Genomic DNA, 23,229 nt, shown 5'->3' with positions numbered 1-23,229 from the left:
CCGCGCGGCGCCCGGCAGGTCTTAAGGAATGGTTACGGCGCCAGCAGTTCGTGCACGATCGGCGCGAGCGCGCGGAAGGCGCGGCCCCGGTGGGAGATCGCGTCCTTCTCGTCGGCCGTCATCTCGGCCGTGGTGCGGCTGTCGCCGTCGGGCACGAAGATCGGGTCGTACCCGAAGCCGCCCGAGCCGCGCGGGGCGCGCACGAGATGACCGGGCAGGACGCCCTCGGCCACCCTGGACTCACCCGAGGGCAGCGACAGCGCGGCCACGCAGGTGAAGTGGGCGGTGAGCTTGTCGTCGGGCACGTCGGACACCTGGGCGAGCAGCAGGTCGAGGTTGGCCTGGTCGTCGCCGTGACGGCCCGACCAGCGGGCGGAGAACACGCCGGGCATGCCGTTGAGCACGTCGACGCAGAGCCCGGAGTCGTCGGCGACCGAGGGCAGGCCCGACTGCCTGGCCACCTCGCGGGCCTTGAGCAGGGCGTTGTCCTCGAAGGTGACGCCGGTCTCGGCCACGTCGCCGATCTCCGGGAACTCCTCCAGCCCCACGATGTCGAACCCGGCGAGGATGCGCCGCAGCTCGGCGATCTTGCCGGGGTTGCGGGTGGCGAGCAGGATCCTCATGCGGACAGCGCCTCCTGCTGGATGAGCGTGAGCTCCTCGCAGCCGGTCACGGCGAGGTCGAGCAGCCGGTCGAGGGCCCCGCGGTCGAACGGGGCGCCCTCGGCGGTGCCCTGGACCTCGACGAAGCTGCCCTCGCCGGTCATGACGACGTTCATGTCGGTCTCGGCGGCGACGTCCTCGACGTAGCAGAGGTCGAGCATCGGCACCGAGCCGACGACGCCCACGGAGACCGCCGACACCGAGCCGATGAGCGGGTCGCCGGGACACATCTTGCGCTCGCGCATCCAGGCGACGGCGTCGGCGAGCGCGACGTAGGCGCCGGTGATGGCGGCGGTCCTGGTGCCGCCGTCGGCCTGCAGGACGTCGCAGTCGAGCAGGATCGAGTTCTCGCCCAGGGCCTTGTAGTCGACGCAGGCGCGCAGCGAGCGGCCGATCAGGCGGGAGATCTCGTGGGTCCGTCCGCCGATCTTGCCGCGGACGGACTCGCGGTCGTTGCGGGTGTTGGTGGCGCGCGGGAGCATCGCGTACTCGCCCGTCACCCAGCCCTGGCCGGTGCCGCGCCGCCAGCGCGGCACGCTGTCCTGGACGGACGCGGCGCACAGCACCCTCGTCTGGCCGAACTCCACCAGCACGGACCCCTCCGCGTGGGTGATCCAGTTGCGGGTGATGGTGATGGGGCGGAGCTGGTCGGGGTTTCGGCCATCCTGTCGCGACATGCAGATCAGCCTATCCCCGCCCCGCACGACCTCACGCCAGGTCGTAGACGGCGCCGCTGCGGGCCAGCTCGATCGGCCCGGCGAAGCCGCCCCGGGTGGCGTCGTCCAGCACGTCGGCCGGGTCGTTCCAGGGGACGAGGTGGGTGAGCACGAGCCGCCCGGCCCCGGCCTCGGCGGCGTGCTCGGCCGCCTGGCGGCCGGACAGGTGGAGCCCCGTGGGCAGGTCGGGGCCGTCGAGCATCGACGCCTCGCACAGCAGCAGGTCGGCGTCGGTGGCCAGCTTGACCAGCTCGGCGCACTCGCCGGTGTCGCCGGAATAGACGACGCTGCGCCCGGCGTGCTCGACGCGGAACCCGTACGCCTCCACCGGGTGGTTGACCAGGGCCGCGGTCACCGTGAACGGGCCGGCCTCGATCGTGCCCGGCGCGAGCCCCGCGAAGTCGAAGGCGGTCTCCAGCCCGGGCTCGTCCGGCATGCCGTAGGCGGCGGCGAGCCGGCGCGGCGCGTCGGCCGGCGCGTGGACGGGCACCCGCGGGTACGGGGCGTCGGGGCCGTAGGTGCGGGCCACGTGGTAGCCGCACAGGTCGAGGCAGTGATCGGCGTGCAGGTGGGTCAGGCAGATCGCGTCGACGTCGTACAGGCCGATGTGGCGCTGGAGCACTCCCAGGGACCCGCTGCCGAAGTCGAGCAGCAGCCGGAAGCCCTCCGCCTCGACGAGGTAGCAGGACGCGGGGCTGTCAGGGCCGGGAAAACTTCCCGAGCAGCCGATGATGGTCACTTTCATGCGGGCCTCCCTTGACGGTGGTACCCCCCACTGGAGCGACTTCGACCGCGTCGATCTCCGGACCCAGGAAGCGGCGTCCGAGCCGGGCGAAGAGCGTGGAGTCGCCGGTGGCGCGGAAGCGGTGCCGGGGGCTGGCCTCGCCGCCGGCCGCCAGGCCGCGGTCGTGCAGGATGCGGTAGACGTCCTTGGCCGTCTCGTCCGCGCTGGACACCAGCGTGACCCCGTCGCCCGCGACATAGGAGATCGCGCCGGTGAGCAGCGGGTAGTGGGTGCAGCCGAGGATGAGCGTGTCGCATCCGGCGTCCTGGATGGGCTCCAGGTAGCCGCGGACGACCTCGATGAGCTGCTCGCTCATCGTCTCGCCGCGCTCGACGTACGACACCAGGCGTGGGGCGGCCACGCCGGTGAGCTGGACGTCGGGAGCGGCGGTGAAGGCGTCGTGGTAGGCCATCGACTCGATCGTGGCCCGGGTGGCGATCACACCGACCCTGCCGTTGCGGGTGGCGCGCACCGCCCGCCGGGTGGCGGGCTGGATCACCTCGACGACGGGCACGTCGTAGCGCTCGCGGGCGTCGCGCAGCACGGCGGCGCTGGCGCTGTTACAGGCGATCACGAGCATCTTGACGTCGTGCTCGACGAGGTGGTCCATCACCTCCAGGGCGTAGGCGCGCACCTCGGCGATGCGTTTGGGCCCGTACGGCTGCCGGGCCGTGTCGGCCACGTAGGTGATGGACTCATGGGGCAGCTGGTCGATGATCGCCCGGGCGACCGTGAGGCCGCCCACCCCGCTGTCGAAGATCCCAATACTCGCGTCCGGCACGCTTCAGAGGGTAGGCGACCTGCGCTCTTTTCACTGCGTAAGAATGCTCACAGCTCGCGTGTCAACCTCGCCCCACCCGTGCCAGCTGGCGCGACTGCGCCACCAGGCGGCCCGTCGAGTCCCACACCTCCGCGTCCTCGTCGAACCAGCCGTCGGCGACGAGCCGCCCGCCGGCCAGCACGGTGAGCCAGCCGGGGGCGGGCAGCGCGCGCAGGTGCCAGGTGAGCTCGACGGTCGGCGCCCAGCCGCGCAGGCCGGCGGAGAACACCACGGGCGGCAGCGCGTCCACGGCCACCGCCAGCACGAACGGGTCGGGGTCCTGCGGCTCGGCCATCCGGAAGTAGGCGCGCGACTCGGGCCGGCCGGCGGGCGCGCCGGAGAGCCAGCCGATGCTCGGCGGGTCGAACACGACCTCCACCTGGGCGTTCATGTTCATGTTCGACTCGGGCTTGGGGTCCGGCAGCTTGACGCACTCCTCCAGGGGCGGCATGGCGTGCGCGGGCCCGTCGGCGTAGACGGGATCGGCGTTGGTCAGGGTGGCGGTGGTGACGAGGGTCTCGATCTGCGCGGCGCCGTCCTGGACGAGGGTGGCGCGGGTGAACGCGGCGGTCTTGCCGGTCTTGATCCGCTCGACGCGTACGGTGGCAGGCCCTGGCACGGGAGCCTTGAGGAACTGCGCGGAGGTGCTCACCGGGTGCGCGAACGGCGAGTCGTCGACCACCGCCCGCAGGACCACCGCCATCAGGTAGCCGCCGTTGAGCGGGCCGCCGATCTGGTAGCCGGGGTCGAGGCAGACGTCGTAGGTGGTCTCGTCGACCCGGATCGCCTGCGTGGCCTCGTCGAACTTGGTCATCCGCCCCTGCCTCAAGTACGGAACTATATTCTAGTGAGTTCATACTGTACATCCAGAAACCCACCCCAAACCGGGCCGCCTGCACACTTCAGCGCATTGCAAGCGGGGGTCTAGCAACATCAGCTACCTTCTGTGTGATTTAAATGTCCACACTGTGAGTTGAGTGATGTCTGCGAATAATCCCCCGCCAGGGCAGGATCCTGACCGGACGACAGCGTTCCGGTGGAATCAGGAGCAGCAGCCCGAGAACCCGCCGACGACGCCTATGTCTCACGGCCAGCCGTATCCCCCGCAGCAGCCGTACCAGCAGCAGGCCCCGTACGGCCAGCAGCCCCAGTACGGTCAGCCGCAGTACGGTCAGCAGGCCGACCCAGGTCAGCAGTCCCCTTACGGGCAGCAGGCGTCCTACGGGCAGCAGCCTCCGCACGGCGGCCAGCCCGGCTATGACCCGCAGCAGTACGGGCAGCCCCAGTACGGGCAACCCCAGTACGGCCAGCCCCAATACGGCCAGCAGCCTGAGTACGGCCAGCAGTCCCAGTACGGCCAGCAGCAGTACGGTCAGCAGCAGCAGGGCTACGGGCAGCAGAGCTTTGGACAGCAGGGTTACGGGCAGCAGGAGCAGCTCGGCTGGCAGGCCCCGGGCCAGGATTTCCCCGGCCACGGCGGCGAGCCGCCCAAGAAGGGCCGCAAGGGCTGGGTGATCGCCGTCGCGGCGGCGCTCGCCGTGGTGCTCTTCGGCGGCGGCGCCTGGGCCGTGGGCTCGTTCCTCGGCGGCGGCGGCACGCAGCCGCACGACGTGCTGCCCGCCGACGCCATCGCCTACGTCCGCCTGGACCTCGACCCGGCCGCCAACCAGAAGCTGGCCCTGTTCCAGATCGCGCAGAAGTTCTCCACCACCAAGGACACCTTCCAGGGCGACGACCCGCGCAAGGCTTTCTTCGACTCCCTGAAGGAGAGCGACAACAGCCTCAAGGACGTCGACTTCGCCAAGGACATCGACCCGTGGCTCGGGAGCCGGGTCGGGGTCGGCGTGCTGCCCAGCGGCGGCGAGGAGCCCGGCGTCGCGATGGCGATCCAGGTGAAGGACGAGGAGGCCGCCAAGGCCGGCATCGCCAAGATGATGGGGAAGAGCAAGCACGGCCTGGCCTTCCGCGAGGACTACGCGATCGTCGCCGAGACGCAGGAGAACGCCGACAAGTACGCGGCCGCGGAGACCACGCTGGCCGACAACGCCGACTTCGGCGACGACCTGAGCGCCATCGGGGAGCAGGGCGTGCTGTCGTTCTGGGCGCACATGGGCAAGGTCGCCGAGCTCTCGGGCGAGACGCTGACCGCCGAGCAGCAGCAGGTGGTCGAGCAGGTCAAGACCGCCAGGTTCGCGGGCGCGCTGCGGTTCGACGGCGGGTACGTCGAGCTCGCCGGCGTGCTGCGCGGCGCCAAGGACCTGACCGGCGGCGAGGACGTGCCGACCGCGAACCTGGCCGCGCTGCCGGGCTCGACCGCGGGCGCGCTCACGATCTCCGGCCTGGACAAGATCGTCACCAAGCAGTGGGCCGAGATCCAGAAGTCGGCCGGGGCGTCCCAGGAGTTCCAGACGTTCCTGCAGCAGGCGCAGACCCAGTTCGGGCTCAAGCTGCCGGACGACCTGGCCACCGTGCTCGGCCAGAATTTCACCGTGGCCGTCGACAGCGAGGGCCTCGACACCCAGCAGTTCAAGGCGGGCGTGCGGATCACCACCGACGCCGCCAAGGCCCAGGCCATCCTGGACCGGGTGCAGCAGAGCCTGAACGCCCAGGGGCAGCAGGTGCAGATCGCCAAGGTCGCCGGTGACGGCGTGTTCACCGTGGCGACCACCGACGAGTACGCCAAGACGCTCGCCGGGGAGGGCACGCTCGGCGAGAGCGAGACCTTCCAGACCGCCATCCCTGACGCGGGCGAGGCCACGTACGGCCTGTTCGTCGACCTGGACAAGGTGGAGAAGCTCTACCTGGCGAACATGCGGGGCGAGGAGAAGGCCAACCTGGAGGTGCTGCGCGCCGTCGGCCTCAGCGGCAAGCAGACCGACACGGAAGTGACGTTCTCCATGCGGGTGCTGTTCAACTGATGACGGGACGCGAAGGGGCGGCCGGCGCGCGCCGGCCGCCCCTTCGCGGTCTCAGGCCCAGAGCTGGCCTTCGAGCCGCTGCTCGGCCTCGTCGAGGGTGCCTTCGTACGCGCCCGTCGAGAGATACTTCCAGCCGCCGTCGGCCACCACGAACACGACGTCGGCCCGCCGGCCCGCCTTGACGGCCTTGCGCGCGACGCCCAGGGCGGCGTGGAGGGCCGCGCCCGTGGACACGCCCGCGAAGATGCCCTCGGAAGACAGCAGCTCGCGGGTGCGGCGCAGGGCGTCGGCCGACCCCACGGAGAACCGGGTGGTCAGCACCGACTCGTCGTACAGCTCGGGGATGAAGCCCTCGTCGACGTTGCGCAGCCCGTACACGAGCTCGCCGTAGCGCGGCTCGGCGGCCACGATCTGCACCTCGGGCACGCGCTCGCGCAGGAAGCGGCCGACGCCCATGAGGGTGCCGGTGGTGCCCAGGCCCGCGACGAAGTGGGTCACGGTGGGCAGGTCCTCGAGGATCTCCGGCCCGGTCGTCTCGTAGTGGGAGCGCCAGTTGGCCGGGTTGCCGTACTGGTAGAGCATGACCCAGTCGGGATGGGACTCGGCCAGGCCCTTGGCCACCCGCACCGCCTCGTTGGAGCCGCCCGCGGCCGGCGAGGAGATGATCTCCGCACCCCACATGCGCAGCAGCTGGCGGCGCTCATCCGAGGTGTTCTCCGGCATGACGCACACCAGGCGGTAGCCCTTGAGCTTGGCCGCCATGGCCAGCGAGATGCCGGTGTTGCCGCTGGTCGGCTCCAGGATCGTGCAGCCGGGGGTGAGCAGGCCGTCCTTCTCCGCCTGCTCGACCATCCACAGCGCCGGGCGGTCCTTGATGGAGCCGGTGGGGTTGCGGTCCTCAAGTTTGGCCCAGACGCGCACGTCGGCGGACGGGGACAGCCTCGGCAGCCCCACCATGGGCGTCCGGCCGACCGAGTCGGTCAGCGATTCGAACCGCATGTCACCCGCCGGCGACGGCCGGGAGGACGGTCACCGTGTCGCCGTCGGAGACGGGGGTGCCGAGCCCGCCGAGGAAGCGCACGTCCTCGTCGTTCAGGTAGACGTTGACGAAGCGGCGCAGGCCGTTGTCGTCGACGAGGCGGTCCTTGATGCCGGGGTGGCGGGACTCCAGGCTGGCGATCAGCTCGTCCAGGGTCGCGCCTTCGGCGCTGACGGCCTTGGCGCCGTCGGTGTAGTTACGCAGGATGGTCGGAATGCGGACCTCGATGGCCATCGCTGTCAATCTCCTCGATCTGGTCGTCGTCCCCATCGGCATGCAACACCGACGGGTGTCTGGGGATTCCTGCTCAGTTACCTGATCAGAGCCAGCGACAGTCGTACAGGAGGACAGCCGGAGTGTGTGCGAAGAGGAAACTCTGCACAGGCCAGCCCATCATGGGATGAACCTTACCTCTTCCTCGGTGATCTCACCGTCCAGGATCCGGTACGAGCGGAACTCGACGTCCGTCTCGTGCCTGGTCGAGACCAGGACGTAGTGGGCGTTCGGCTCCGACGCGTATGAGACGTCGGTCCGCGACGGGTATGCCTCGGTGGCCGTGTGGGAGTGGTAGATCACCACCGGCTCCTCGTCGCGGTCGTCCATCTCACGCCAGACGCGGAACTGCTCCATCGAGTCGAACCGGTAGAAGGTGGGCGAGCGCTCGGCGTTCTCCATCGGGATGAACCGCTCCGGGACGCCGTCACGCCCCGCGATCACGCCGCATGCCTCGTCGGGGTGGTCGGCCCGGGCATGGGCGACGATCTTGTCGGCCAGTTCCTTCGAGATGGTCAGCATGCTGCGGAAGTTACCAGAGCGCTCGGACCAGGCTGTCTTGCAGGTAGGTGAGCCAGTCGTAGGTGACGAACGCCGGGTAGCGCGGGTCGTCCTCGGACATCGACTCGAGCTCGTCGTGGATCTCCTCGGTCACCTCCAGGCGGGTGCCGAGCGTGAGCCGGACGTCGTTGAGCGAGCGCAGCCAGGCCTGGGCCTGCTCGGGAGTGAGCTCCACCCGGCCCGGCGCGGCGGTGTCGAGCAGGGTCTGGGCGTCGGCGCGCTTGCCGTCGCGGAGCGTCGCCTCGGTGTAGCGGCGGAACTCCGTCGACTCCTTCTCGTCCTCGTAAGCCGACGGGAACAGCCGCGCCAGCACCGGATCGGACGGCGCCGCGCCGTCGCCGATGCCGAGCGCCCGCTCCAGCGGGTCGTCGCTGGTCTCGCCGGGCGCGACCAGCCCGAGCACCATCCCGACGAGCGAGGACAGGATCGAGACCTCCGCGGCCTCGAACTTCGCGATCACCGCTCCGTCGCGTCCGGAAGAGAACCCCGAGCTCACCGGCACCGCCTCACTTGACCGAATCCGGTTGGACCGTCGCCCACAGGCCGTAGGAGTGGAGAATCTGCACATCGCGTTCCATCTCTTCGCGCGTGCCGCTGGACACGACGGCCTTCCCCTTGTGGTGGACGTCCATCATCAGCTTCTCGGCCTTCTCCCGGGTGTAGCCGAAGACCGTTTGGAAGACATAGGTCACATAGGACATGAGGTTGACCGGGTCGTTCCAGACGATCGTCACCCACGGCAGATCGGGCCGGACGTCCTGTGAAGGACGCTCGACGGTGATTGGAGCGGTGCTACCCACATCCATGAGTCTGCCCTATGTGGGCCGTAGTCTTCGACTCGTGACGATGACCATGAGCACCGCGTTGCTGACAGATCACTATGAGCTGACGATGCTGCAGGCGGCGTTGCGAAGCGGCGCGGCACACCGGCGAGCGGTCTTCGAGGTGTTCGCCCGCCACCTGCCCGGCGGGCGGCGCTACGGAGTGGTCGCCGGGGCGGGACGCGTCCTCGACGAGCTGGAACGCTTCCGTTTCGGTGACGAAGAACTCACTTTTCTCCAGGAGCACAACGTCGTCGACGAGCCGACCCTCGCCTTCCTGGCCGAATACCGGTTCTCGGGGAGCATCCACGGCTACCGCGAGGGCGACCTGTACTTCCCCGCCTCCCCCATCATGGTCGTGGAGGGCACGTTCGCCGAGGCCGTGCTGCTGGAGACGCTGATCCTCTCGGTGCTGAACCACGACTGCGCGATCGCCTCGGCCGCCTCCCGGATGGTGAACGCGGCCGGCAAGCGGCCGATCATCGAGATGGGCGCGCGCCGCACGCACGAGCAGGCCGCGGTGGCCGCCGCCCGCGCCGCCTACCTCGCCGGGTTCTCCTCCACCTCCAACCTGCAGGCCGGGCGGCTGTACGGGATCCCCACGGCCGGCACGGCCGCGCACGCGTTCACGCTCCTGCACGACTCGGAGGAGCAGGCGTTCGAGGCCCAGATCGCCACGCTGGGCCCCGGCACCACGCTGCTCGTCGACACCTACGACGTGCGTGAGGCCGTGCGCACCGCGGTCGAGCTGGCCGGCGAGAAGCTGGGCGCCGTCCGCATCGACTCCGGCGACCTGGCCGCCGCCGCCCAGGAGGTACGCGAGCAGCTCGACTCGCTCGGCGCCTTCCACACCCGCATCCTGGTCACCTCCGACCTGGACGAGTACGCGATCGCCGCGCTGGCCGCGGCCCCGGTCGACGGCTACGGCGTCGGCACCTCCCTGGTGACCGGCTCGGGCGTGCCCACGGCCGCGCTGGTCTACAAGCTGGTGGCCCGCGAGACCAGGACCGGCAAGCTGGAGCCGGTGGCCAAACGGTCGGTCGGCAAGCCGTCGCGGGGCGGGCGCAAGCAGGCCTATCGTCTGCTGAACAAGTCGGACCACTACGAGACGGAGCTGGTCACCACGTCCGGGCTGGTGCCGGAGGGCGGCGTGCCGCTGCTGACCGAGTTCGTACGCGAGGGCGAAATCGTCGGCCGCGAACCCCTCGCCGAGGCACGGGCGCGGCACGCCGAGGCGATCGCCCGCCTGCCGCAGGACGCGCTCCACCTCGCCCGGGGGTACGCGGCGATCCCCACGGAGTTCGCCTGACGTATCGTGGGCCGTATGGGTACGGCGCTGATCATCGTCGATGTGCAGAACGACTTCTGCGAGGGAGGCAGCCTCGCCGTGGCGGGCGGCTCCGAGGTCGCGGCCGCGATCTCGCGACACGTGGCCGACCACCGCTACGACCACGTGGTGGCCACCCGCGACTACCATGTCGACCCCGGCTCCCACTTCGCCGACGAGCCCGACTTCGCCACCTCCTGGCCGGCCCACTGCGTGGCGGGCACCCCCGGCGCCGACTTCCACCCGGCGTTCGACGTGTCGGCCGTGGAGGAGGTCTTCAGCAAGGGCGCCCACGAGGCGGCCTACAGCGGCTTCGAGGGCACCTCCGGCGACGGCGTCCCGCTGGCGGAGTGGCTGCGCGAGCACGGCGTGCGCGACGTCGACGTGGTGGGCATCGCCACCGACCACTGCGTCCGCGCCACCGCCATCGACGCCGTCAAGCACGGCCTCACGGTCCGCGTGCTGCTCGACCTCACGGCCGGCGTGGCCAAGCAGACGACGGACGCCGCCGTGGCCCAGCTCGACGCCGCCGGCGCCACCCTCCACGGCGCCCCGATCGTCCGCTAGTTGAGGTCGGCGGGCAACACGGTGAACGCGTCGCCCCAGAGCGGCTTCATGGCCCGGAAGTGCCGCTGATCCAGCGTCAGCACCCGGGTCGTCTCATAGCGGGCCGCGATGAGGGCCACAGAGGCGTCGGTCAGCCCGACCTGCATGTTCGCGTACTGCTCCACGATGTCCACCGCCTGTCGTACGTCCAGTGCGGATATGACGACCATCTCGTAGAACCCGCTGCTCACGCTCCGCAGAAAGTCGAGCTCGCGGCGCACTCCCACGAGCTTGAGAATCATGTAGTCGGTCTCAGCGAGCACGTACGGAGACAGGAGTATCGGCCCTCGCTCCATGAAGAGCACGTCGCGCGCTTCCTTGTGCTGCGGCTGCCCGGGGTCGATCGCGGCGAGCAGGCCGCTGGTGTCGAGAACTGGCATCAGCCGCGCCCGTTCTCTCCGAAGCCCTCCGCGAGGATCTCGTCGATGCGTTCGGCCGTCAGCGGCTCGCCGCTGATCTCGAAGAGCGGCAGCGTGGGACGGGGCCGCTCGGTCAGGACCTCGGCGCCGAGCATCCGCGCGATCGCCTCGCGCATGTAGGCGTCCTCGGACATGTGATGCGCCCTGGCCGCTTCCGCGACCCGCTGCTTCATGTCCTCCGGCAGGTACAGACTCACCTCTGGCACTCCTCTACGGTAACGCGGCGTCCCTGCGGCACCGCCGATCACGAAAAGTACAGATTTCCTCACGCTCCGGTTATGAGCACCAAGAACCCGAGGACCTTTCTCCCCCCGAGAGGAAAGATCTCTACCACCGGTTCACATCATCAGACGGCCCCGCCACGGATGGGCGCCGTGCTCGGTCTCCGCAGTCTCGCTGGGGCGGGGTGAGCAGGGGCAGCATGCGGTCGAAGTCCATCTCGTCCTTGGGGCGCGGCGCCCGCGCCTTATGGAGGAGCCGGACCTCCGGAGCGAGCCGGCGCAGCGGACCGTCAGTGACGGTGAGGGCGGTCAGGGGGCGTCGGGGACGTGGTCGCGGCGCAGCAGGCCGAGGTCCACGTCGCCGTGCGTGCGGTACGCGTGGCCGACCGCCGGCTCGATCGCGTGTCCGCCGCCGATCCACCATGGCAGCGGCGCGGTCGCCAGCAGGGCGGCCACCTCGGCGAGGCCACGTGTCATGCGAAGGGGCCGCCCCTAGGAGCCCGGGTTCCCGGCGGCCCCTTGGCGGGGCCGCCGGGTTAGTACTCCAGTGACACTTCGCGATCTTGAGGCGTTGGGGTCACATGGCGACGGCCACCGCGTGATCATTCGGAGTTTGTGAAGACAACCAAAGATCGTGCGGTGGCCGCGGACCACAGCGTAGACCCTGACGGCTGGATGGTCATCTTCAACGAGTTGATGGCCCGGATCGCCGGCCGGTTCAGCCGCGTTGAACCCCGTCGCGCCGCCGGTGCGTACGTGCGCGGGCTGCTGGCCGATATCGACCGCAAGAACTGCTGGAACCTGGCCGAGCACGCCGGATTGGCCGGTCCTCAGACGTTGCAGCGGCTGCTGCGCTCCGCCCGCTGGGACGCCGACGCCATTCGCGATGACGTCCGGGGCTTCGTTGTCGACCGGCTCGGCCCAGACGGCGTGCTGGTCGTGGATGAGACGGGGTTCGTCAAGAAGGGCCGCGGCTCGGCCGGGGTACAGCGGCAATACAGCGGCACGGCGGGCCGGATCGAGAACTGCCAGATCGGGGTGTTCCTCGCCTACGCCACCCCAGCGGGGCGGGCGCTGCTGGACCGGCGGCTCTACCTGCCCGAACGCACCTGGCTGGCCGATGCCGACCGCTGTCAGGCGGCCGGCGTCCCCGGCGAGACGGCCTTCGCCACCAAGCCGGCCCTGGCCACCGCCATGGTGCTGGCCGCCCTGCGGGCCGGCGTGCCCGCCCGCTGGGTGACCGGCGATGAGGTCTACGGCCAGGACCCGCACCTGCGCGCCGCCCTGGAGGAGCACCGGATGGGGTACGTGCTGGCGATCGCGGGCAACCGGCGGGTCGACTTCGAGGGCGTGCAGGTGAGCGCGGCCGAGGTCGCCGCACGGGTGGCCGACCGGCACTGGCACCGCTACCGCGCCGGGCAGGGCGCCAAGGGGCCGCGCTGGTACGCCTGGGCCTGGGCCCGCATCGACCAGAGCGAGCCCTACGGGTATCGGTGGCTGCTGATCCGCCGCAACCTGACCACCGGCGAGCTGGCGTTCTACCGCTGCTACGCGCCTGTCCGGCAGCCGCTGATGGTCCTGGCGAAGATCGCCGGGGTTCGGTGGGCGGTCGAGGAGTCATTCCAAGCCGCTAAGGGTCAGGTCGGTCTGGACCATTACCAAGTACGCGACTGGACGGCCTGGCACCGGCACATCACCCTGGCCATGCTCGCTCTGGCCCTGCTGGCGGCCATCGCCGCCGCTCAGCCACCCAGCGATCACGACCAGATTCCGCTGACCCTGCCCGAGATCCGCCGGCTGCTCGCGACCCTCGTGCTGGTCCAGAACCGCTCCATCGTTAACGTTCTGCGCTGGTCACGCTGGCGCCGACGCCACCAGGCCACGGCCCGGCTCTGCCACTACCAGCGCAGATCCGAACCATGATCACAAAATGTCACTGGAGTATTAGGGCACGTCGCTAGTCGCCGCTGCTGTGGAGGATCTTGGAGCCGTCGTCGGAGCTGCCGCCCGTGTCGTGCCGGGGGCCCTGGTCGTCACCCTCGGTGACGGTGTGGGTCCCCTTCTCCGGGCCGCCCTGCTCGTTGACCTCGGAACCCTTCTCACCCTCGCCGGAATCGGCGGGAGCGGGCACCGAGACCGGCGTGCACTCCTTCACCTCGCCCTTGATCACCGCGACATTCATGCCGGAGGGCGCCTTGCCGGACCCGCCGCCGGAGATGGCCAGGACCAGCGTCTCACCGCTGCCGACCGCGCCCTTGGTGATGGTGAAGTCCACGCCGCCGCCGTTCGAGCGGAGGCCGGTCTCCACCCGCCCGCTCGCCTTGGCGGGCTCGCCCCGCGTGCCCTGGCAGGTCTTCCCCTCGGGCAGGTAGTCGACCGCGGCGTTGACGCCCTTGTCCGCCAGCGCTTCCTCAAGGCTGCCGGGGTCGCTGAACTCGTTGATGGTCACCTTGATCGAGCCGTCGGCCTGAGAGGTGACGGCGAACGCCGGGGCCGCGCCGCCGTTGACCAGCAGCGCCGCGAGAGCGGCCGCCGCGACCCCCGACAGCGCGACGCCCAGCTTGACGAAGCGCGGCACCCGTCGCGCCGCGGTCCCCCGGACGGCGCCCTGGGTGGCGAGCGCGCCCGCCGCGACAGCCTCGCGGGGTGGCGTGCCCGCTGTCAGGCCGCTGAGTGTGATCTCCTCGCTGAGCGCGGCACGCATCTCAGCGAGCCGCGCCTCCCCGGGCTCCGGCGCGTCCGCGCGCATCTCTTGGAGCAACCGCAGGTCATCCATGATCGTTCTCCTCGTCGACGTCCGTCGGATTCATCCCGCCCAGAGCGGCGCGGGTCTTCTTCCTGGCCCGGTGCAGCCGGGACCTGACGGTCCCCACCGGGATGCCGAGCGCCTGGGCCACCTCCTCGTAGCCCAGGTCGGCCCACGCGATCATCAGCAGCACGTCACGCTCGTCGGGGGACAGCTCGGCCAGCGCGCGGGCCAGGTCGCGCTGTGCCGCCGACGCCGACACCCGCGCGTCCACCCGGTCGGCGTAGCTCTCCACCACGTCGTCCACGCCGGTCCTGGCCAGCGCCTGGTAGGACCTGACCTCGCTGCGGCGGTGCTTGCCGATCAGGTTGGCGGCCATCCCGTACAGCCAGGGGCGGGCGTCGGTGTGGCGCACGTCGTACCGGTCGCGCCGCCGGAAGGCGGCCAGGAACGTGTCGGCCACGACGTCGTCGGCGAGCGAGTCGCCCAGCCGCCGGGTGACGTAGCGGTGCAGGGCGGGCGCGTGACGGTCGAACAGCGTCGAGAAGGCGGCCGGGTCCCGCCAGGACTGTTCGATCACCTCGGCGTCCGTGGACACGCGTTCTGTGTCCGTAATCAAATCGCCCCCTTTCCATCGGGTGTCGTACTCCCTTTCACCCGATGGCGGGAAACGGGTTCTCAGGCCCGCATGCCGGCGTGGCGCAACGCCTCGTCGAGGGTGCCGAAGACCTCGAAGGCGTTGCGCAGCCCGGTGATGGACAGCACCCGGGCCATCACGCCCTGCACGCCGCCCAGCAGCAGCCCGGTGTCACGCGCCTCGCACCGGTGCATGATGTCCAGGAGCTCGTTCATGCCCATCGAATCGCAGAAACCGACCTCTTGCATGTCGAGGATCAGGAACGGCGTGGGGGGCAGGTCCCACACCCGGGTGAGGTGATCGCGGAGCGCCGGGAGCCCGTACACGTCGATCTCGCCGCTCAGCCGGATGACGATCGCATTGGAGAAGAGCCCGGACGAGACGGCGAGCATCGACCTTCCCATGGCCTCAGGCGACATGAGCACGTCCCTCTGGATCTCCGTTAGGCAGCCCATCGGAAAGTGTTGCCTGTCCGGCCTGCTTTCTAACGGAAGGCTACTGCTCTGTTGCCAAACGCATAGGGTTACGGAGCGTCACGATCTCCGGGGCCGCTGATCCGAAAGCCGCCTACCGGCGCTGGGTCGCCCAGCGCCGGATGAGGTCGATGCGTTCCTGGATCTGCTCGGCGGTCGCCTGCGCGATCGGCGGCCCGCCGGCGGAGCGGCGCAGCTCGGCGTGGATCACGCCGTGGGGCTGGCCGGTGCGGTGGTTCCACGCGCCGACCAGGCCGTTGAGCTCGCGCCGCAGCTCGGCGATGCGCTCGTGCGGGGCCAGGGTGTCCTTGGGCTCGGGCTGCTTGCGCTTGGCCGCCTGCTGATCGGACTGGCGCTTGCGCAGCAGCGTGGCCACCTGGTCGGGCTCCAGCAGGCCGGGCAGGCCGAGGAAGTCTTCTTCCTCGGCGGAGCCGACCTCGGCGCCGGTGCCGAACTCGCCGCCGTCGAAGAGCACCCGGTCGAAGGTGGCCGAGGTCTCCATGGTCTCGAACGGCAGCTCGTCGCCGAGGACGTCGGGGGTGTCCTTCTTGCGGTTGGCGTCGTCGAGCAGGCTGTCGTCGAGGCCGTCCTCGGGCGGGCGGCGGTTGAGCACGTGGTCGCGCTCGGCCTCCATCTCGTTGGCCAGGCCCATGAGGGTCGGCACCGAGGGCAGGAACACCGAGGCGGTCTCGCCGCGCTTGCGGGCGCGCACGAAGCGCCCCACGGCCTGGGCGAAGAACAACGGGGTGGAGGTGGAGGTGGCGTAGACGCCCACGCACAGCCGCGGGATGTCGACGCCTTCGGAGACCATGCGGACCGCGACCAGCCAGCGGTCGCCCGAGGCGGCGAAGTTCTTGATCTTCTTGGACGCGCCGGGGTCGTCGGAGAGCACGACGGTGGCCGCCTCGCCGGCGATGTTGCGCAGGTGGCGGGCGTAGGCGCGGGCCGTCTCGTGGTCGGTGGCGATCACCAGGCCGCCCGCGTCGGGCACGTGGCGGCGCACCTCGGTCAGGCGGCGGTCGGCGGCCTGCATGACCTGCCGGATCCAGTCGCCCTTCGGGTCGAGGGCGGCGCGCCAGGCCTGGGAGAGCTGGTCCTTGGTGAGCGGGGTGCCGAGCGTGGCGGCGAGCTCGTCGCCGGCGCGGGTGCGCCACCTCATCTCGCCGGAGTAGGCCAGGAAGATGACCGGCCGCACGACGTTGTCGGCGAGCGCGGGGCCGTAGCCGTAGGAGTAGTCGGCGCGGCTGCGCTTGAGGCCCTCGGCGTCTTCCTCGTAGGTGACGAACGGGATCGGGCTGTCGTCGGAGCGGAACGGGGTGCCGGTGAGCTGCAGCCGCCGGGCGGCCGGCTCGAACGCCTCCTGCACGCCGTCGCCCCAGGACTTGGCGTCGCCCGCGTGGTGGATCTCGTCGAAGATGACCAACGTCTTGCGGGCTTCGGTGCGGGCGCGGTGGAGCGCGGGGTGCATGGCGACCTGGGCGTAGGTCACCGCGACCCCGGTGTAGTCGCGGCTGGTGGTGCCCTGGCTGTTCTTGAACTCGGGGTCGATGCTGATGCCGACCTTGCCGGCGGCGTCGGCCCACTGGCGCTTGAGGTGCTCGGTCGGGGTGACGATGGTGATCGCGCGGATCACCCCGCGGGTGAGCAGCTCGCTGGCGATGCGCAGGGCGTAGGTGGTCTTGCCGGCGCCCGGCGTGGCCACGGTGAGGAAGTCTCGCGGCTCTCGCCCGAAGTAGAGGTCGAACGCCTCCTGCTGCCAGGCGCGCAACTTGGGCGCGGTGCCCCACGCGGCGCGGTCGGGATAGGAAGGCGACAGGTGGGATGCGGCGAAGGTGCTCACCGCATCACCTCTGGGGTTCGTGTGCTTCGCTTTCTCACAGTGTCCCAAGAGTAGACCGGCCCACCGACAAGACGTGCCGTGCTCCTCGATCCTGGCCAAGCTCTCCCGCGCGTGCTATGGGCGTTATCGGGCACTGGCCATCACCCCGTCCAGCGCCTGCCTGGCGGCCGTCTCCTCGGGCTGGAGCAGCCCGAGGACGAGCGCCGCCTTCCCGCCGTTCGTGACAAGCGTCACACGCAGGTACGCGGGACGGTTCACCACGTCGTCGTACCGGGCCAGCAGCGCCCTGGTGTGGCCGCCGGCGACCGGCCGGTCGTCGACCACCTTGACCCTGTCCCCCTTCAGCAGGAGGCGCGCGTAGTGCTCGGCGGCGTCCTTGACGCCCGCCCGCGGGTCGGCGATCTCTCCCCGCAGCGGCCTGGTCATGACCAGGCCGCCGTCGTCGTTCCTGGCCGACGAGGTGAACCCGGTGACGGGCGCCACCTTCTCTTCCTCCCAGCCGGGCGGCAGCGCCAGCCGCACCCCGGCCAGCGTGTCGGTCAGCGGCGTGGCCTCCCCGCCCGAGGGCATCAGCCGGAGCACGGCGAGGGCGAGCGCCGCCACCAGCCCGGCCGCGGCCACGACCGCCAGCACGGGCCGGGCCAGGCGCCCCAGCGCGCGCCGCGGCACCCGGGGGCCGGGGTCGGCGGGGGTGCCGTACATGCGCGCGGACGGCGGCAGGGAGTCCCAGCGCGTACGGACGCGGTCGTCACGCTCCACGACCGCTGTCCTACCATCCCGGGGCGGCTCCGGTCCGGCGATCCGTTGCCGGTGTGGCTGGAGGGACGGATTCAGGCTGCCGGGTCGGTGACCCGGGCCGAAAGGAAGGTGGCGGCCAGCCCGATCAGCGCCATCAGGCCGCAGATCACCGCGAATCCCACCGCGATCTGGCTGGGCGTGAAGCCGATCACGTTCGACAGGGCGCCGCCGACGCCGAGCGCGAGCGCCGCGCCGAGCATGTCGGTCACGGACAGCGCGGCGCTGTTGGCGCCCTGCTCGTTGACCGGCGACTGCTTGAGCGCGGTCACGTTGATGGTGGCCATCGCCATCCCCATCCCGAACCCGGCGACGATCCAGGCCGGGACCGCGACCCAGCCGGTGACCCCGGCCACGACCGAGGGCACGACCAGCAGGATGCCGGCGGTCACGCAGGCCGCGCCCATCCTGATCCTGCGGTACGGGTCGATCACGCGCCTGCTCTGCAGGTAGGAGCCGGCCGACCAGCCGAGCGCCCCGGTGGTCAGCGCGATGCCCGCCTGGGCGGTGGTGAACCCCTTGACGTCGGTCAGGGCGAGCGGGATGAAGCCGTTGACCCCGAAGAACGCTGCGGCGAACAGCCCGCGCATCATGACGGTCGTCGGCAGCCCGCGGCCGAACCGGAGCGCCCCCGGCGGCAGCAGCCTGGCCAGCCCGTAGCCGAGCGCCGCCAGCCCGAGCACGCACCACACGATGCTGACCAGCGGCGCGTCGTACAGCTCCTCGACCCCGTACAGCAGCACACCGCTGCCCACGGCGGTGGCGGTGGCGGCCACCGTCATGGCCACCGGGCGCGAGCGCGGGCCGGTGGCGGGCTCGTGGTCGTCGGACGGCCGCCTGAGCGAGGGCAGGAGCATGAGCAGGGCGGGCACGACCAGCGGGATGATGCCGTAGAACACCCAGCGCCAGCCGAGGTGCTCGGCGACGAACCCCGCCACGGACGGGCCGATCATCGACGGCAGCACCCACGCGGCCGACAGCGCCGCGAAGACCCGGGGCCGCACGTCCTGCGGATAGACCCGGGCGATCATGACATACAGCGCCACGACCGTCGGCCCGGCGCCGAGCCCCTGCACGGCCCGCGCCAGCAGGAACATCTCCTTGCCCGTCGCGGCCCCGGCCAGCGCCATGCCGAGCACGAACAGCACCAGACCGGCCAGGAACGGCAGCGCGTAGCCGCGCCGGTCGGCCCACAGCCCCGCCACCACGTTGGCGAAGAGGCTGGCGATGAAGAAGGCGGAGAAGCTGACGCCGTAGAGCTCCAGGGCCCGCAGGTCCTTGGAGACCTCCGGCATGATGACACTGACCGACATGCCCTCGAAGGCGACCAGCGTGACGACGAGGAGGATGCCCAGGGTCGCCGTGCGGTATGCGGGGCCGAAGATGCGCGGGGCATCGTATGGGGTGTCGAGTGCTTTCGGTGCTGTCACCCGGACATCGTATTCAGGCGTGACCCAGGGCAGACCCGGTGGCCGGGTTACTTGTCCTTGCCGTCGCCCTCGCCGCCGCCGGACGGCAGACCTTCGTAGATCTCCTTGCACTCCGGGCAGACGGGGTATTTCTTCGGGTCGCGGCTGGGCACCCACACCTTGCCGCACAGGGCCCGGATCGGCGTGCCCGTCACCATGGACTCGGTGATCTTGTGCTTGTCGGCGTAGTGGGCGAAGCGTTCGTGGTCACCGTCGCCGTGTGACGTCTTCGGACGCGTTTCCTGCTCTGGAAGGATCTTCGTGCTCACCCCACCGAGTCTATGCCCGCCGCGCGCCGATCCAGGAAAGTGGTACGGCCCCCGCCCGGTGCGGGCGGGGGCCGTGTCCAAGGGGTTCAGCCGACGTGGACGGGGACGTCCTCCGTCTTACGTCCGGCCTTGACGAACAGGGCCAGCACGGCCGTCAGCAGCGCGATCCCGGTGCTCACCAGGAAGGCGAGGTGCATGCCGTCCATGAAGGCGCTCTTCGCGGCCGGGCCCACGATCTGGGCGATCTGCTCGGGAGTGCCCGGCGGGAGCCCGCCGAACGAGGCCGCCGCCTCCAGCTGCGCGAGCTGGTCGGGCGGGATCGACTGGGCGGCCGGGCCGAGGTAGCCGGGCAGCTTGGCGGAGATCTGCCCCGCCATGACCGCGCCCAGGATGGCGGTGCCGAGCGCGCCGCCGACCTGCATGGCCGACTGCTGAAGGCCGCCCGCCACGCCGGTGAGCCCTTCGGGGGCGTTGCCCACGATGATCTCGGTGGCGCCGACGAAGACCGGCGACATGCCGAACGCCAGCACCACGAACGGGATCGAGGTCTCCAGGAACGTGGCGTCCATCGTCAGCTGGGACATCAGGAACATGGCCCCCGAGGTCACCACCAGACCGGCCGCCATGGTGAGCCGCGGCCCGAGCTTGCCGAGCAGGATGCCCGCCAGCGGCGAGGCGACGATCATGCCCGCGCTCATGGGCAGCATCCGGATGCCGGCCTCCAGGGGGGTCAGCCCGTGGGTGCCCTGGAAGAAGAAGCCCAGGAAGAACATGGCGCCGAACATCGCGAAGGCGACCATCATCATCAGCACGGTGCCGATGGAGATCGACGCGTTGGCGAACAGCGACAGCGGCACCAGCGGCTGCTTGGCCCGGCTCTGCCAGAAGACGAAGGCGGCGGTGAGCACCGCGAACATGCCGAGGAAGGTCAGCGTGGTCGAGTCGCCCCAGCCCCACTCGGGCGCCTTGATGATCGACCAGACGAGCGCGAACATGGCGCCGGACAGCAGCACCACGCCGCCCCAGTCGATCTTGTTCAGCACCTTGATCGGGCTCTTCTCGATGAGCAGCGCGCCCATGATGAGGGCGATGACGCCCACCGGGGCGTTGATGAAGAAGACCGACTCCCAGCTCACGTTCTCCACCAGCACGCCGCCCACGATCGGGCCGGCGGCGCTGGACAGGCCGATGATCGCACCCCACGCGCCCATCGCCTGCTTCAGCCTGTCGCCGGGGAACGCCTCGCGCAGCAGCGCCAGCGCGGCGGGCTGCAGCAGCGCGCCGAACAGGCCCTGCAGCACGCGCAGGCCGATCAGCATGCCGGCCGGCGACACGCCGGGCACGACGTCGGCCAGCTCGGCGCTGAAGCCGATGCCCACCGACACGAGGGCGAAGCCGCCCACGCCGATGAGGAAGACGCGCTTGTGCCCGAAAAGGTCGCCCAGCTTCCCCGCGGTGATCAGGAACACGGCCAGGGCCAGCAGGTAGCCGCTGGTCACCCACTGCAGCTCGGCCAGCGTCGCGCCCAGGTCTGCCTGGATCACCGGGTTCGCGATGCCGACCACGGTGCCGTCGAGCATCACCATGATGACGCCCAGGCTCACCGCCAGGAGCACCAGCCAAGGATTGCCGCGAGCCCCGGTCTTGCCCGGCGGCGACGACGGCGCGGCCACCGTCTTCGCATCTGCCATTGAATCCCCCTCAATTGTCTCTTAAACCTCAGGAACCATAGTGGCAGACGCTGCCACATGACAAACGGGTTTTATTCGCCAGAAGCTGACATATGGCAGTATGTGACATCACGATGTCGAGGGAGTGACAGACATGGGACTACGAGAGCGCAAGAAGGAAAAGACGCGGGTCGCCCTTCTGGATGCCGCACTCGATCTTTTCCTCGAACAAGGGTACGACTCGACGCCGATCGACCAGATAGCGGAGGCCGTCGAGGTCTCTCCACGCACCTTCTTCCGTTACTTCACCAGCAAGGAACACCTGATCCTGTGGCTCCACGACCAGGTCGAGGAGACGATGCTGGAGGTCCTGGCCGACCGCCCCGCGGACGAGCCGCCGTTCGTCTCCATGACCCACGCCCTGCGCGCGCAGCTGCGCACCATGGAGTACGCAACGCCGGACGACGTCGCGCGATTCCTCAAGGTGAGGCGCCTTCTCGACACCACCCCCCACCTGGCCCACAGCACCTTCGCCCGGGCCGTCGAGTCCGAACGGCGCCTGGTCGAGGCCATCGCCGCCCGCCAGGGCGTCGACCCGTACGAGAGCCCGCTCCCCCATCTCGTCGTGACGTTCGTGATGGCCGCCATGCGGATCGGATTCACCTGCCCGGCGGACCCGCCCGACCTCCAGAAGATCGTCCGGCGCATGGAGGAGACGCTCCAGCTCGTGGAGCGATCGCTGCGCCCCGGCTGGGACACCTAGTCAGTTCATCGTGGGATCGTCCGGGCAGGTCGCCACGAACGCCAGCTCACCTTTCTGCCGCCGCAGCACGTGTCGCCAGAGCGAGCCTGGGTCGGCGTGGAAGGTGTCGCCGGCCTCCGAGTCGACGACGTACCACGCGCCCTCCGCGATCTCGCTCTCCAGCTGGCCCGTGGTCCAGCCCGCGTAGCCGGCGAAGATGCGCATCTGCGCGATCTCGCCCTGGAGGATCTCGGGCGGCGCGTCCAGGTCGACCGTGCCGAGCCGCGACACCGCCGCGGTGCCGGCGTGGAGCCTGCGCCAGCCCAGCGGCTCCTCCCCGCTCGGCACGGCGGCCAGCGCGAGCGCGCTGTCGGTCTGCACCGGCCCGCCCTCGAAGAGCACCGGCGGCCCGGTCACCAGGGGGTCCCACACGGGCAGCACCTGGGTCACCGAGATCTCACTCGGCCGGTTGAGAACCACGCCGAGCGTGCCGCCGTCGTGGTCGTGTTCGAGGATGAGCACGACGCTACGCCGGAAGTTGGGATCGTCGAGAAGCGGCGTCGCCACCAACAACCCGCCGACGTAGATCGCTTCCGCCATACATCCATCATGAAGGAGGAAGGGGGCTCTTCGCGCCTACAGCCGCCGCATGTTACTCAACGTAGCGATATGGGCACGATGCGGGACGAAAATGTGTCACGTTCGCCCGTGCCTGGAGGAGCCATCGCATGCGCGCCCGCCTCGCCCTCGCCGCCCTGCCCGCCTTCGTGGTCTTCCTCCTGCCGGCGACGGCCTGCGCCTGGCCGGGCCCCGACCCCGGTGACCCGTTCACGATGTCGGTGGACCGGATCGGCTGCCGCGCGAACACGGTACGGGTCACGCTGCGCAACCAGACCCGCCAGCTCGCCCGCTTCGACCTGCGCGCCGACTCGGCGACCGTGGCGTCGGGCTCCATCCCGGCCAGAAAGGCGATCACCCGTACGGTGAAGGTACGCCAGGGCAGCAGCGCGGAGATCGAGGCGTACTCGGTGAGCGGGTCGGCGGCCGACACGCTGATCGACTCCACCCGGGTGCGCAACGACTGTCCGTGGGGTCACCGGCTGCCGATGACCGGCCCGCCGCTCGACCTGGTGGCCAAGCTGGCGACGGCGGGCGGGTTGATCCTCACCGGTGGCGTCGTGTGGTGGTACGGGTCCCTCTGGCCGCGCTCCGGCTCACCCTTCGAGCGCTGAGCCTCAGGTGGGCACGAACGCGCCCGCCCTGGCGGCGATGAGGGCGCGGGCGACCGACCGGGCGGCCGTCGTCTCGTCCAGGGGGTGCCTGACGACCATCAGCCGGTAGTAGAGGGGCGCCGAGACGGCGCGGATCAGCTCCGCCCCGTCGGTGCCCGGCGGCAGTTCGCCGCGGTCGACCGCGGCGTC

At 70.5% G+C, this 23,229-nt stretch carries 29 protein-coding genes; 6 read left to right on the top strand and 23 right to left on the bottom strand.

Annotated features, from left to right (window positions below):
- Window positions 1–32 precede the first annotated feature (32 nt).
- The 5 genes from rdgB to KME79_RS24660 all read right to left on the bottom strand — a co-directional run bounded on the left by rdgB (window position 33) and on the right by KME79_RS24660 (window position 3,796).
- Window positions 33–623 (bottom strand): RdgB/HAM1 family non-canonical purine NTP pyrophosphatase, encoded by a 591-nt coding sequence (gene rdgB / locus KME79_RS24680; RefSeq protein WP_148033862.1) that lies wholly within the window; start codon window positions 621–623, stop codon window positions 33–35.
- Window positions 620–1,339 carry a ribonuclease PH gene (gene rph, locus KME79_RS24675; protein ID WP_148033863.1) on the bottom strand — a complete coding sequence of 240 codons (720 nt, stop codon included), beginning with the start codon at window positions 1,337–1,339 and terminating at the stop codon, window positions 620–622. Before rph ends, rdgB begins: the two co-directional genes overlap by 4 nt.
- A 31-nt stretch (window positions 1,340–1,370) precedes the next feature.
- Window positions 1,371–2,123, bottom strand: coding sequence for an MBL fold metallo-hydrolase (locus KME79_RS24670; RefSeq protein WP_219546543.1), 753 nt, complete (start codon window positions 2,121–2,123; stop codon window positions 1,371–1,373).
- On the bottom strand, window positions 2,077–2,943 hold the full coding sequence (gene murI, locus KME79_RS24665; protein WP_219546542.1) for a glutamate racemase: 867 nt from the start codon (window positions 2,941–2,943) through the stop codon (window positions 2,077–2,079). The genes KME79_RS24670 and murI overlap by 47 nt, the downstream gene beginning before the upstream one ends.
- 61 nt (window positions 2,944–3,004) lie before the next feature.
- Window positions 3,005–3,796, bottom strand: a complete 792-nt coding sequence (locus KME79_RS24660) for a thioesterase family protein (protein WP_219546541.1) — start codon at window positions 3,794–3,796, stop codon at window positions 3,005–3,007.
- 265 nt (window positions 3,797–4,061) lie between these two features.
- Here KME79_RS24660 and KME79_RS24655 point away from each other — a divergent pair, with 265 nt between their 5' ends.
- Window positions 4,062–5,900 (top strand): DUF3352 domain-containing protein, encoded by a 1,839-nt coding sequence (locus KME79_RS24655; protein WP_246640369.1) that lies wholly within the window; start codon window positions 4,062–4,064, stop codon window positions 5,898–5,900.
- Between the two features lie 51 nt (window positions 5,901–5,951).
- Here KME79_RS24655 and KME79_RS24650 read toward each other — a convergent pair whose 3' ends face one another.
- The 5 genes from KME79_RS24650 to clpS all read right to left on the bottom strand — a co-directional run bounded on the left by KME79_RS24650 (window position 5,952) and on the right by clpS (window position 8,573).
- A complete protein-coding gene (locus KME79_RS24650) occupies window positions 5,952–6,899 on the bottom strand; it encodes a PLP-dependent cysteine synthase family protein (RefSeq protein WP_148033867.1) in 948 nt (315 codons plus the stop codon).
- A gap of 1 nt (window position 6,900) precedes the next feature.
- Window positions 6,901–7,173 carry a MoaD/ThiS family protein gene (locus KME79_RS24645; protein ID WP_148033868.1) on the bottom strand — a complete coding sequence of 91 codons (273 nt, stop codon included), beginning with the start codon at window positions 7,171–7,173 and terminating at the stop codon, window positions 6,901–6,903.
- 159 nt (window positions 7,174–7,332) lie between these two features.
- Entirely contained in the window at window positions 7,333–7,734 is a 402-nt protein-coding gene (locus tag KME79_RS24640) for a M67 family metallopeptidase (RefSeq protein WP_148033869.1), read from the bottom strand.
- Between the two features lie 10 nt (window positions 7,735–7,744).
- Window positions 7,745–8,269: a DUF2017 domain-containing protein gene (locus KME79_RS24635; RefSeq protein WP_219546539.1), complete on the bottom strand. Its 525-nt coding sequence runs from the start codon at window positions 8,267–8,269 to the stop codon at window positions 7,745–7,747.
- A 10-nt stretch (window positions 8,270–8,279) separates the two neighbouring features.
- Window positions 8,280–8,573, bottom strand: coding sequence for an ATP-dependent Clp protease adapter ClpS (clpS, locus tag KME79_RS24630; protein WP_148034889.1), 294 nt, complete (start codon window positions 8,571–8,573; stop codon window positions 8,280–8,282).
- A gap of 46 nt (window positions 8,574–8,619) precedes the next feature.
- Between clpS and KME79_RS24625 the strand changes: the two genes are divergently transcribed.
- Entirely contained in the window at window positions 8,620–9,903 is a 1,284-nt protein-coding gene (locus tag KME79_RS24625) for a nicotinate phosphoribosyltransferase (RefSeq protein ID WP_246640380.1), read from the top strand.
- Between the two features lie 15 nt (window positions 9,904–9,918).
- Entirely contained in the window at window positions 9,919–10,488 is a 570-nt protein-coding gene (locus tag KME79_RS24620) for a nicotinamidase (RefSeq protein ID WP_219546537.1), read from the top strand.
- Here the strand turns inward: KME79_RS24620 and KME79_RS24615 are convergent.
- From KME79_RS24615 to KME79_RS24605, 3 genes are all read right to left on the bottom strand, one after another.
- On the bottom strand, window positions 10,485–10,907 hold the full coding sequence (locus tag KME79_RS24615) for a PIN domain-containing protein (RefSeq protein ID WP_219546536.1): 423 nt from the start codon (window positions 10,905–10,907) through the stop codon (window positions 10,485–10,487). The two genes, KME79_RS24620 and KME79_RS24615, sit on opposite strands and share 4 nt — an antisense overlap.
- Entirely contained in the window at window positions 10,907–11,143 is a 237-nt protein-coding gene (locus KME79_RS24610) for a ribbon-helix-helix domain-containing protein (RefSeq protein ID WP_219546535.1), read from the bottom strand. The genes KME79_RS24615 and KME79_RS24610 overlap by 1 nt, the downstream gene beginning before the upstream one ends.
- A gap of 333 nt (window positions 11,144–11,476) precedes the next feature.
- A complete protein-coding gene (locus tag KME79_RS24605) occupies window positions 11,477–11,644 on the bottom strand; it encodes a nucleotidyltransferase domain-containing protein (RefSeq protein WP_219546534.1) in 168 nt (55 codons plus the stop codon).
- 198 nt (window positions 11,645–11,842) lie between these two features.
- Here KME79_RS24605 and KME79_RS24600 point away from each other — a divergent pair, with 198 nt between their 5' ends.
- Window positions 11,843–13,090, top strand: a complete 1,248-nt coding sequence (locus KME79_RS24600; protein WP_443684550.1) for an IS701 family transposase — start codon at window positions 11,843–11,845, stop codon at window positions 13,088–13,090.
- A gap of 34 nt (window positions 13,091–13,124) precedes the next feature.
- Here KME79_RS24600 and KME79_RS24595 read toward each other — a convergent pair whose 3' ends face one another.
- From KME79_RS24595 to KME79_RS24560, 8 genes are all read right to left on the bottom strand, one after another.
- A complete protein-coding gene (locus KME79_RS24595) occupies window positions 13,125–13,943 on the bottom strand; it encodes a hypothetical protein (protein ID WP_219546533.1) in 819 nt (272 codons plus the stop codon).
- Window positions 13,936–14,511 carry an RNA polymerase sigma factor gene (locus KME79_RS24590; RefSeq protein ID WP_261808803.1) on the bottom strand — a complete coding sequence of 192 codons (576 nt, stop codon included), beginning with the start codon at window positions 14,509–14,511 and terminating at the stop codon, window positions 13,936–13,938. The genes KME79_RS24595 and KME79_RS24590 overlap by 8 nt, the downstream gene beginning before the upstream one ends.
- Window positions 14,512–14,591: 80 nt before the next feature.
- Window positions 14,592–14,969: an STAS domain-containing protein gene (locus tag KME79_RS24585; protein ID WP_148033876.1), complete on the bottom strand. Its 378-nt coding sequence runs from the start codon at window positions 14,967–14,969 to the stop codon at window positions 14,592–14,594.
- A gap of 148 nt (window positions 14,970–15,117) precedes the next feature.
- On the bottom strand, window positions 15,118–16,863 hold the full coding sequence (locus tag KME79_RS24580; RefSeq protein WP_271280154.1) for a DEAD/DEAH box helicase: 1,746 nt from the start codon (window positions 16,861–16,863) through the stop codon (window positions 15,118–15,120).
- A gap of 123 nt (window positions 16,864–16,986) precedes the next feature.
- The gene (locus KME79_RS24575; protein ID WP_219546532.1) at window positions 16,987–17,622 is read right to left on the bottom strand and encodes a hypothetical protein; all 636 of its coding nucleotides are present in this window, start codon (window positions 17,620–17,622) and stop codon (window positions 16,987–16,989) included.
- 71 nt (window positions 17,623–17,693) lie between these two features.
- Complete coding sequence (locus tag KME79_RS24570) at window positions 17,694–19,088, bottom strand: MFS transporter (protein ID WP_219546531.1); 1,395 nt, start codon at window positions 19,086–19,088, stop codon at window positions 17,694–17,696.
- A 47-nt stretch (window positions 19,089–19,135) separates the two neighbouring features.
- On the bottom strand, window positions 19,136–19,396 hold the full coding sequence (locus KME79_RS24565; protein WP_148033880.1) for a DUF3039 domain-containing protein: 261 nt from the start codon (window positions 19,394–19,396) through the stop codon (window positions 19,136–19,138).
- Window positions 19,397–19,482: 86 nt separating this feature from the next.
- Entirely contained in the window at window positions 19,483–21,087 is a 1,605-nt protein-coding gene (locus tag KME79_RS24560) for a DHA2 family efflux MFS transporter permease subunit (RefSeq protein WP_219546530.1), read from the bottom strand.
- A gap of 133 nt (window positions 21,088–21,220) precedes the next feature.
- Between KME79_RS24560 and KME79_RS24555 the strand changes: the two genes are divergently transcribed.
- On the top strand, window positions 21,221–21,829 hold the full coding sequence (locus KME79_RS24555; RefSeq protein ID WP_219546529.1) for a TetR family transcriptional regulator: 609 nt from the start codon (window positions 21,221–21,223) through the stop codon (window positions 21,827–21,829).
- Here KME79_RS24555 and KME79_RS24550 read toward each other — a convergent pair whose 3' ends face one another.
- Window positions 21,830–22,408 carry a YqgE/AlgH family protein gene (locus KME79_RS24550; protein WP_148033883.1) on the bottom strand — a complete coding sequence of 193 codons (579 nt, stop codon included), beginning with the start codon at window positions 22,406–22,408 and terminating at the stop codon, window positions 21,830–21,832.
- Between the two features lie 128 nt (window positions 22,409–22,536).
- On the opposite strand from KME79_RS24550, the gene KME79_RS24545 reads away from it, so the two are divergent.
- On the top strand, window positions 22,537–23,040 hold the full coding sequence (locus KME79_RS24545; protein WP_219546528.1) for a hypothetical protein: 504 nt from the start codon (window positions 22,537–22,539) through the stop codon (window positions 23,038–23,040).
- A gap of 3 nt (window positions 23,041–23,043) precedes the next feature.
- Here KME79_RS24545 and KME79_RS24540 read toward each other — a convergent pair.
- On the bottom strand, window positions 23,044–23,229 hold a 186-nt coding region (locus KME79_RS24540), incomplete at its 5' end, for a TetR/AcrR family transcriptional regulator C-terminal ligand-binding domain-containing protein (RefSeq protein WP_219546527.1).

This window comes from Nonomuraea harbinensis, assembly GCF_019396385.1.
GTDB classification, from domain to species: Bacteria; Actinomycetota; Actinomycetes; order Streptosporangiales; family Streptosporangiaceae; genus Nonomuraea; species Nonomuraea ferruginea.
The sequence above is the reverse complement of the archived record's forward strand: the minus strand, read 5'-3'. Positions and strand labels throughout refer to the sequence as shown.

Bases quoted from the DNA above. Each gene is read 5' to 3' on its own strand.
- rdgB (WP_148033862.1), bottom strand. From the start codon at position 623: ATGAGGATCCTGCTCGCCACCCGCAACCCCGGCAAGATCGCCGAGCTG.
- rph (WP_148033863.1), bottom strand. From the start codon at position 1,339: ATGTCGCGACAGGATGGCCGAAACCCCGACCAGCTCCGCCCCATCACC.
- KME79_RS24670 (WP_219546543.1), bottom strand. From the start codon at position 2,123: ATGAAAGTGACCATCATCGGCTGCTCGGGAAGTTTTCCCGGCCCTGAC.
- KME79_RS24660 (WP_219546541.1), bottom strand. From the start codon at position 3,796: ATGACCAAGTTCGACGAGGCCACGCAGGCGATCCGGGTCGACGAGACC.
- KME79_RS24655 (WP_246640369.1), top strand. From the start codon at position 4,062: ATGTCTCACGGCCAGCCGTATCCCCCGCAGCAGCCGTACCAGCAGCAG.
- KME79_RS24650 (WP_148033867.1), bottom strand. From the start codon at position 6,899: ATGCGGTTCGAATCGCTGACCGACTCGGTCGGCCGGACGCCCATGGTG.
- KME79_RS24645 (WP_148033868.1), bottom strand. From the start codon at position 7,173: ATGGCCATCGAGGTCCGCATTCCGACCATCCTGCGTAACTACACCGAC.
- KME79_RS24640 (WP_148033869.1), bottom strand. From the start codon at position 7,734: ATGCTGACCATCTCGAAGGAACTGGCCGACAAGATCGTCGCCCATGCC.
- KME79_RS24625 (WP_246640380.1), top strand. From the start codon at position 8,620: ATGACCATGAGCACCGCGTTGCTGACAGATCACTATGAGCTGACGATG.
- KME79_RS24620 (WP_219546537.1), top strand. From the start codon at position 9,919: ATGGGTACGGCGCTGATCATCGTCGATGTGCAGAACGACTTCTGCGAG.
- KME79_RS24615 (WP_219546536.1), bottom strand. From the start codon at position 10,907: ATGCCAGTTCTCGACACCAGCGGCCTGCTCGCCGCGATCGACCCCGGG.
- KME79_RS24605 (WP_219546534.1), bottom strand. From the start codon at position 11,644: ATGACACGTGGCCTCGCCGAGGTGGCCGCCCTGCTGGCGACCGCGCCG.
- KME79_RS24600 (WP_443684550.1), top strand. From the start codon at position 11,843: ATGGTCATCTTCAACGAGTTGATGGCCCGGATCGCCGGCCGGTTCAGC.
- KME79_RS24595 (WP_219546533.1), bottom strand. From the start codon at position 13,943: ATGGATGACCTGCGGTTGCTCCAAGAGATGCGCGCGGACGCGCCGGAG.
- KME79_RS24585 (WP_148033876.1), bottom strand. From the start codon at position 14,969: ATGTCGCCTGAGGCCATGGGAAGGTCGATGCTCGCCGTCTCGTCCGGG.
- KME79_RS24560 (WP_219546530.1), bottom strand. From the start codon at position 21,087: ATGGCAGATGCGAAGACGGTGGCCGCGCCGTCGTCGCCGCCGGGCAAG.
- KME79_RS24555 (WP_219546529.1), top strand. From the start codon at position 21,221: ATGGGACTACGAGAGCGCAAGAAGGAAAAGACGCGGGTCGCCCTTCTG.
- KME79_RS24550 (WP_148033883.1), bottom strand. From the start codon at position 22,408: ATGGCGGAAGCGATCTACGTCGGCGGGTTGTTGGTGGCGACGCCGCTT.
- KME79_RS24545 (WP_219546528.1), top strand. From the start codon at position 22,537: ATGCGCGCCCGCCTCGCCCTCGCCGCCCTGCCCGCCTTCGTGGTCTTC.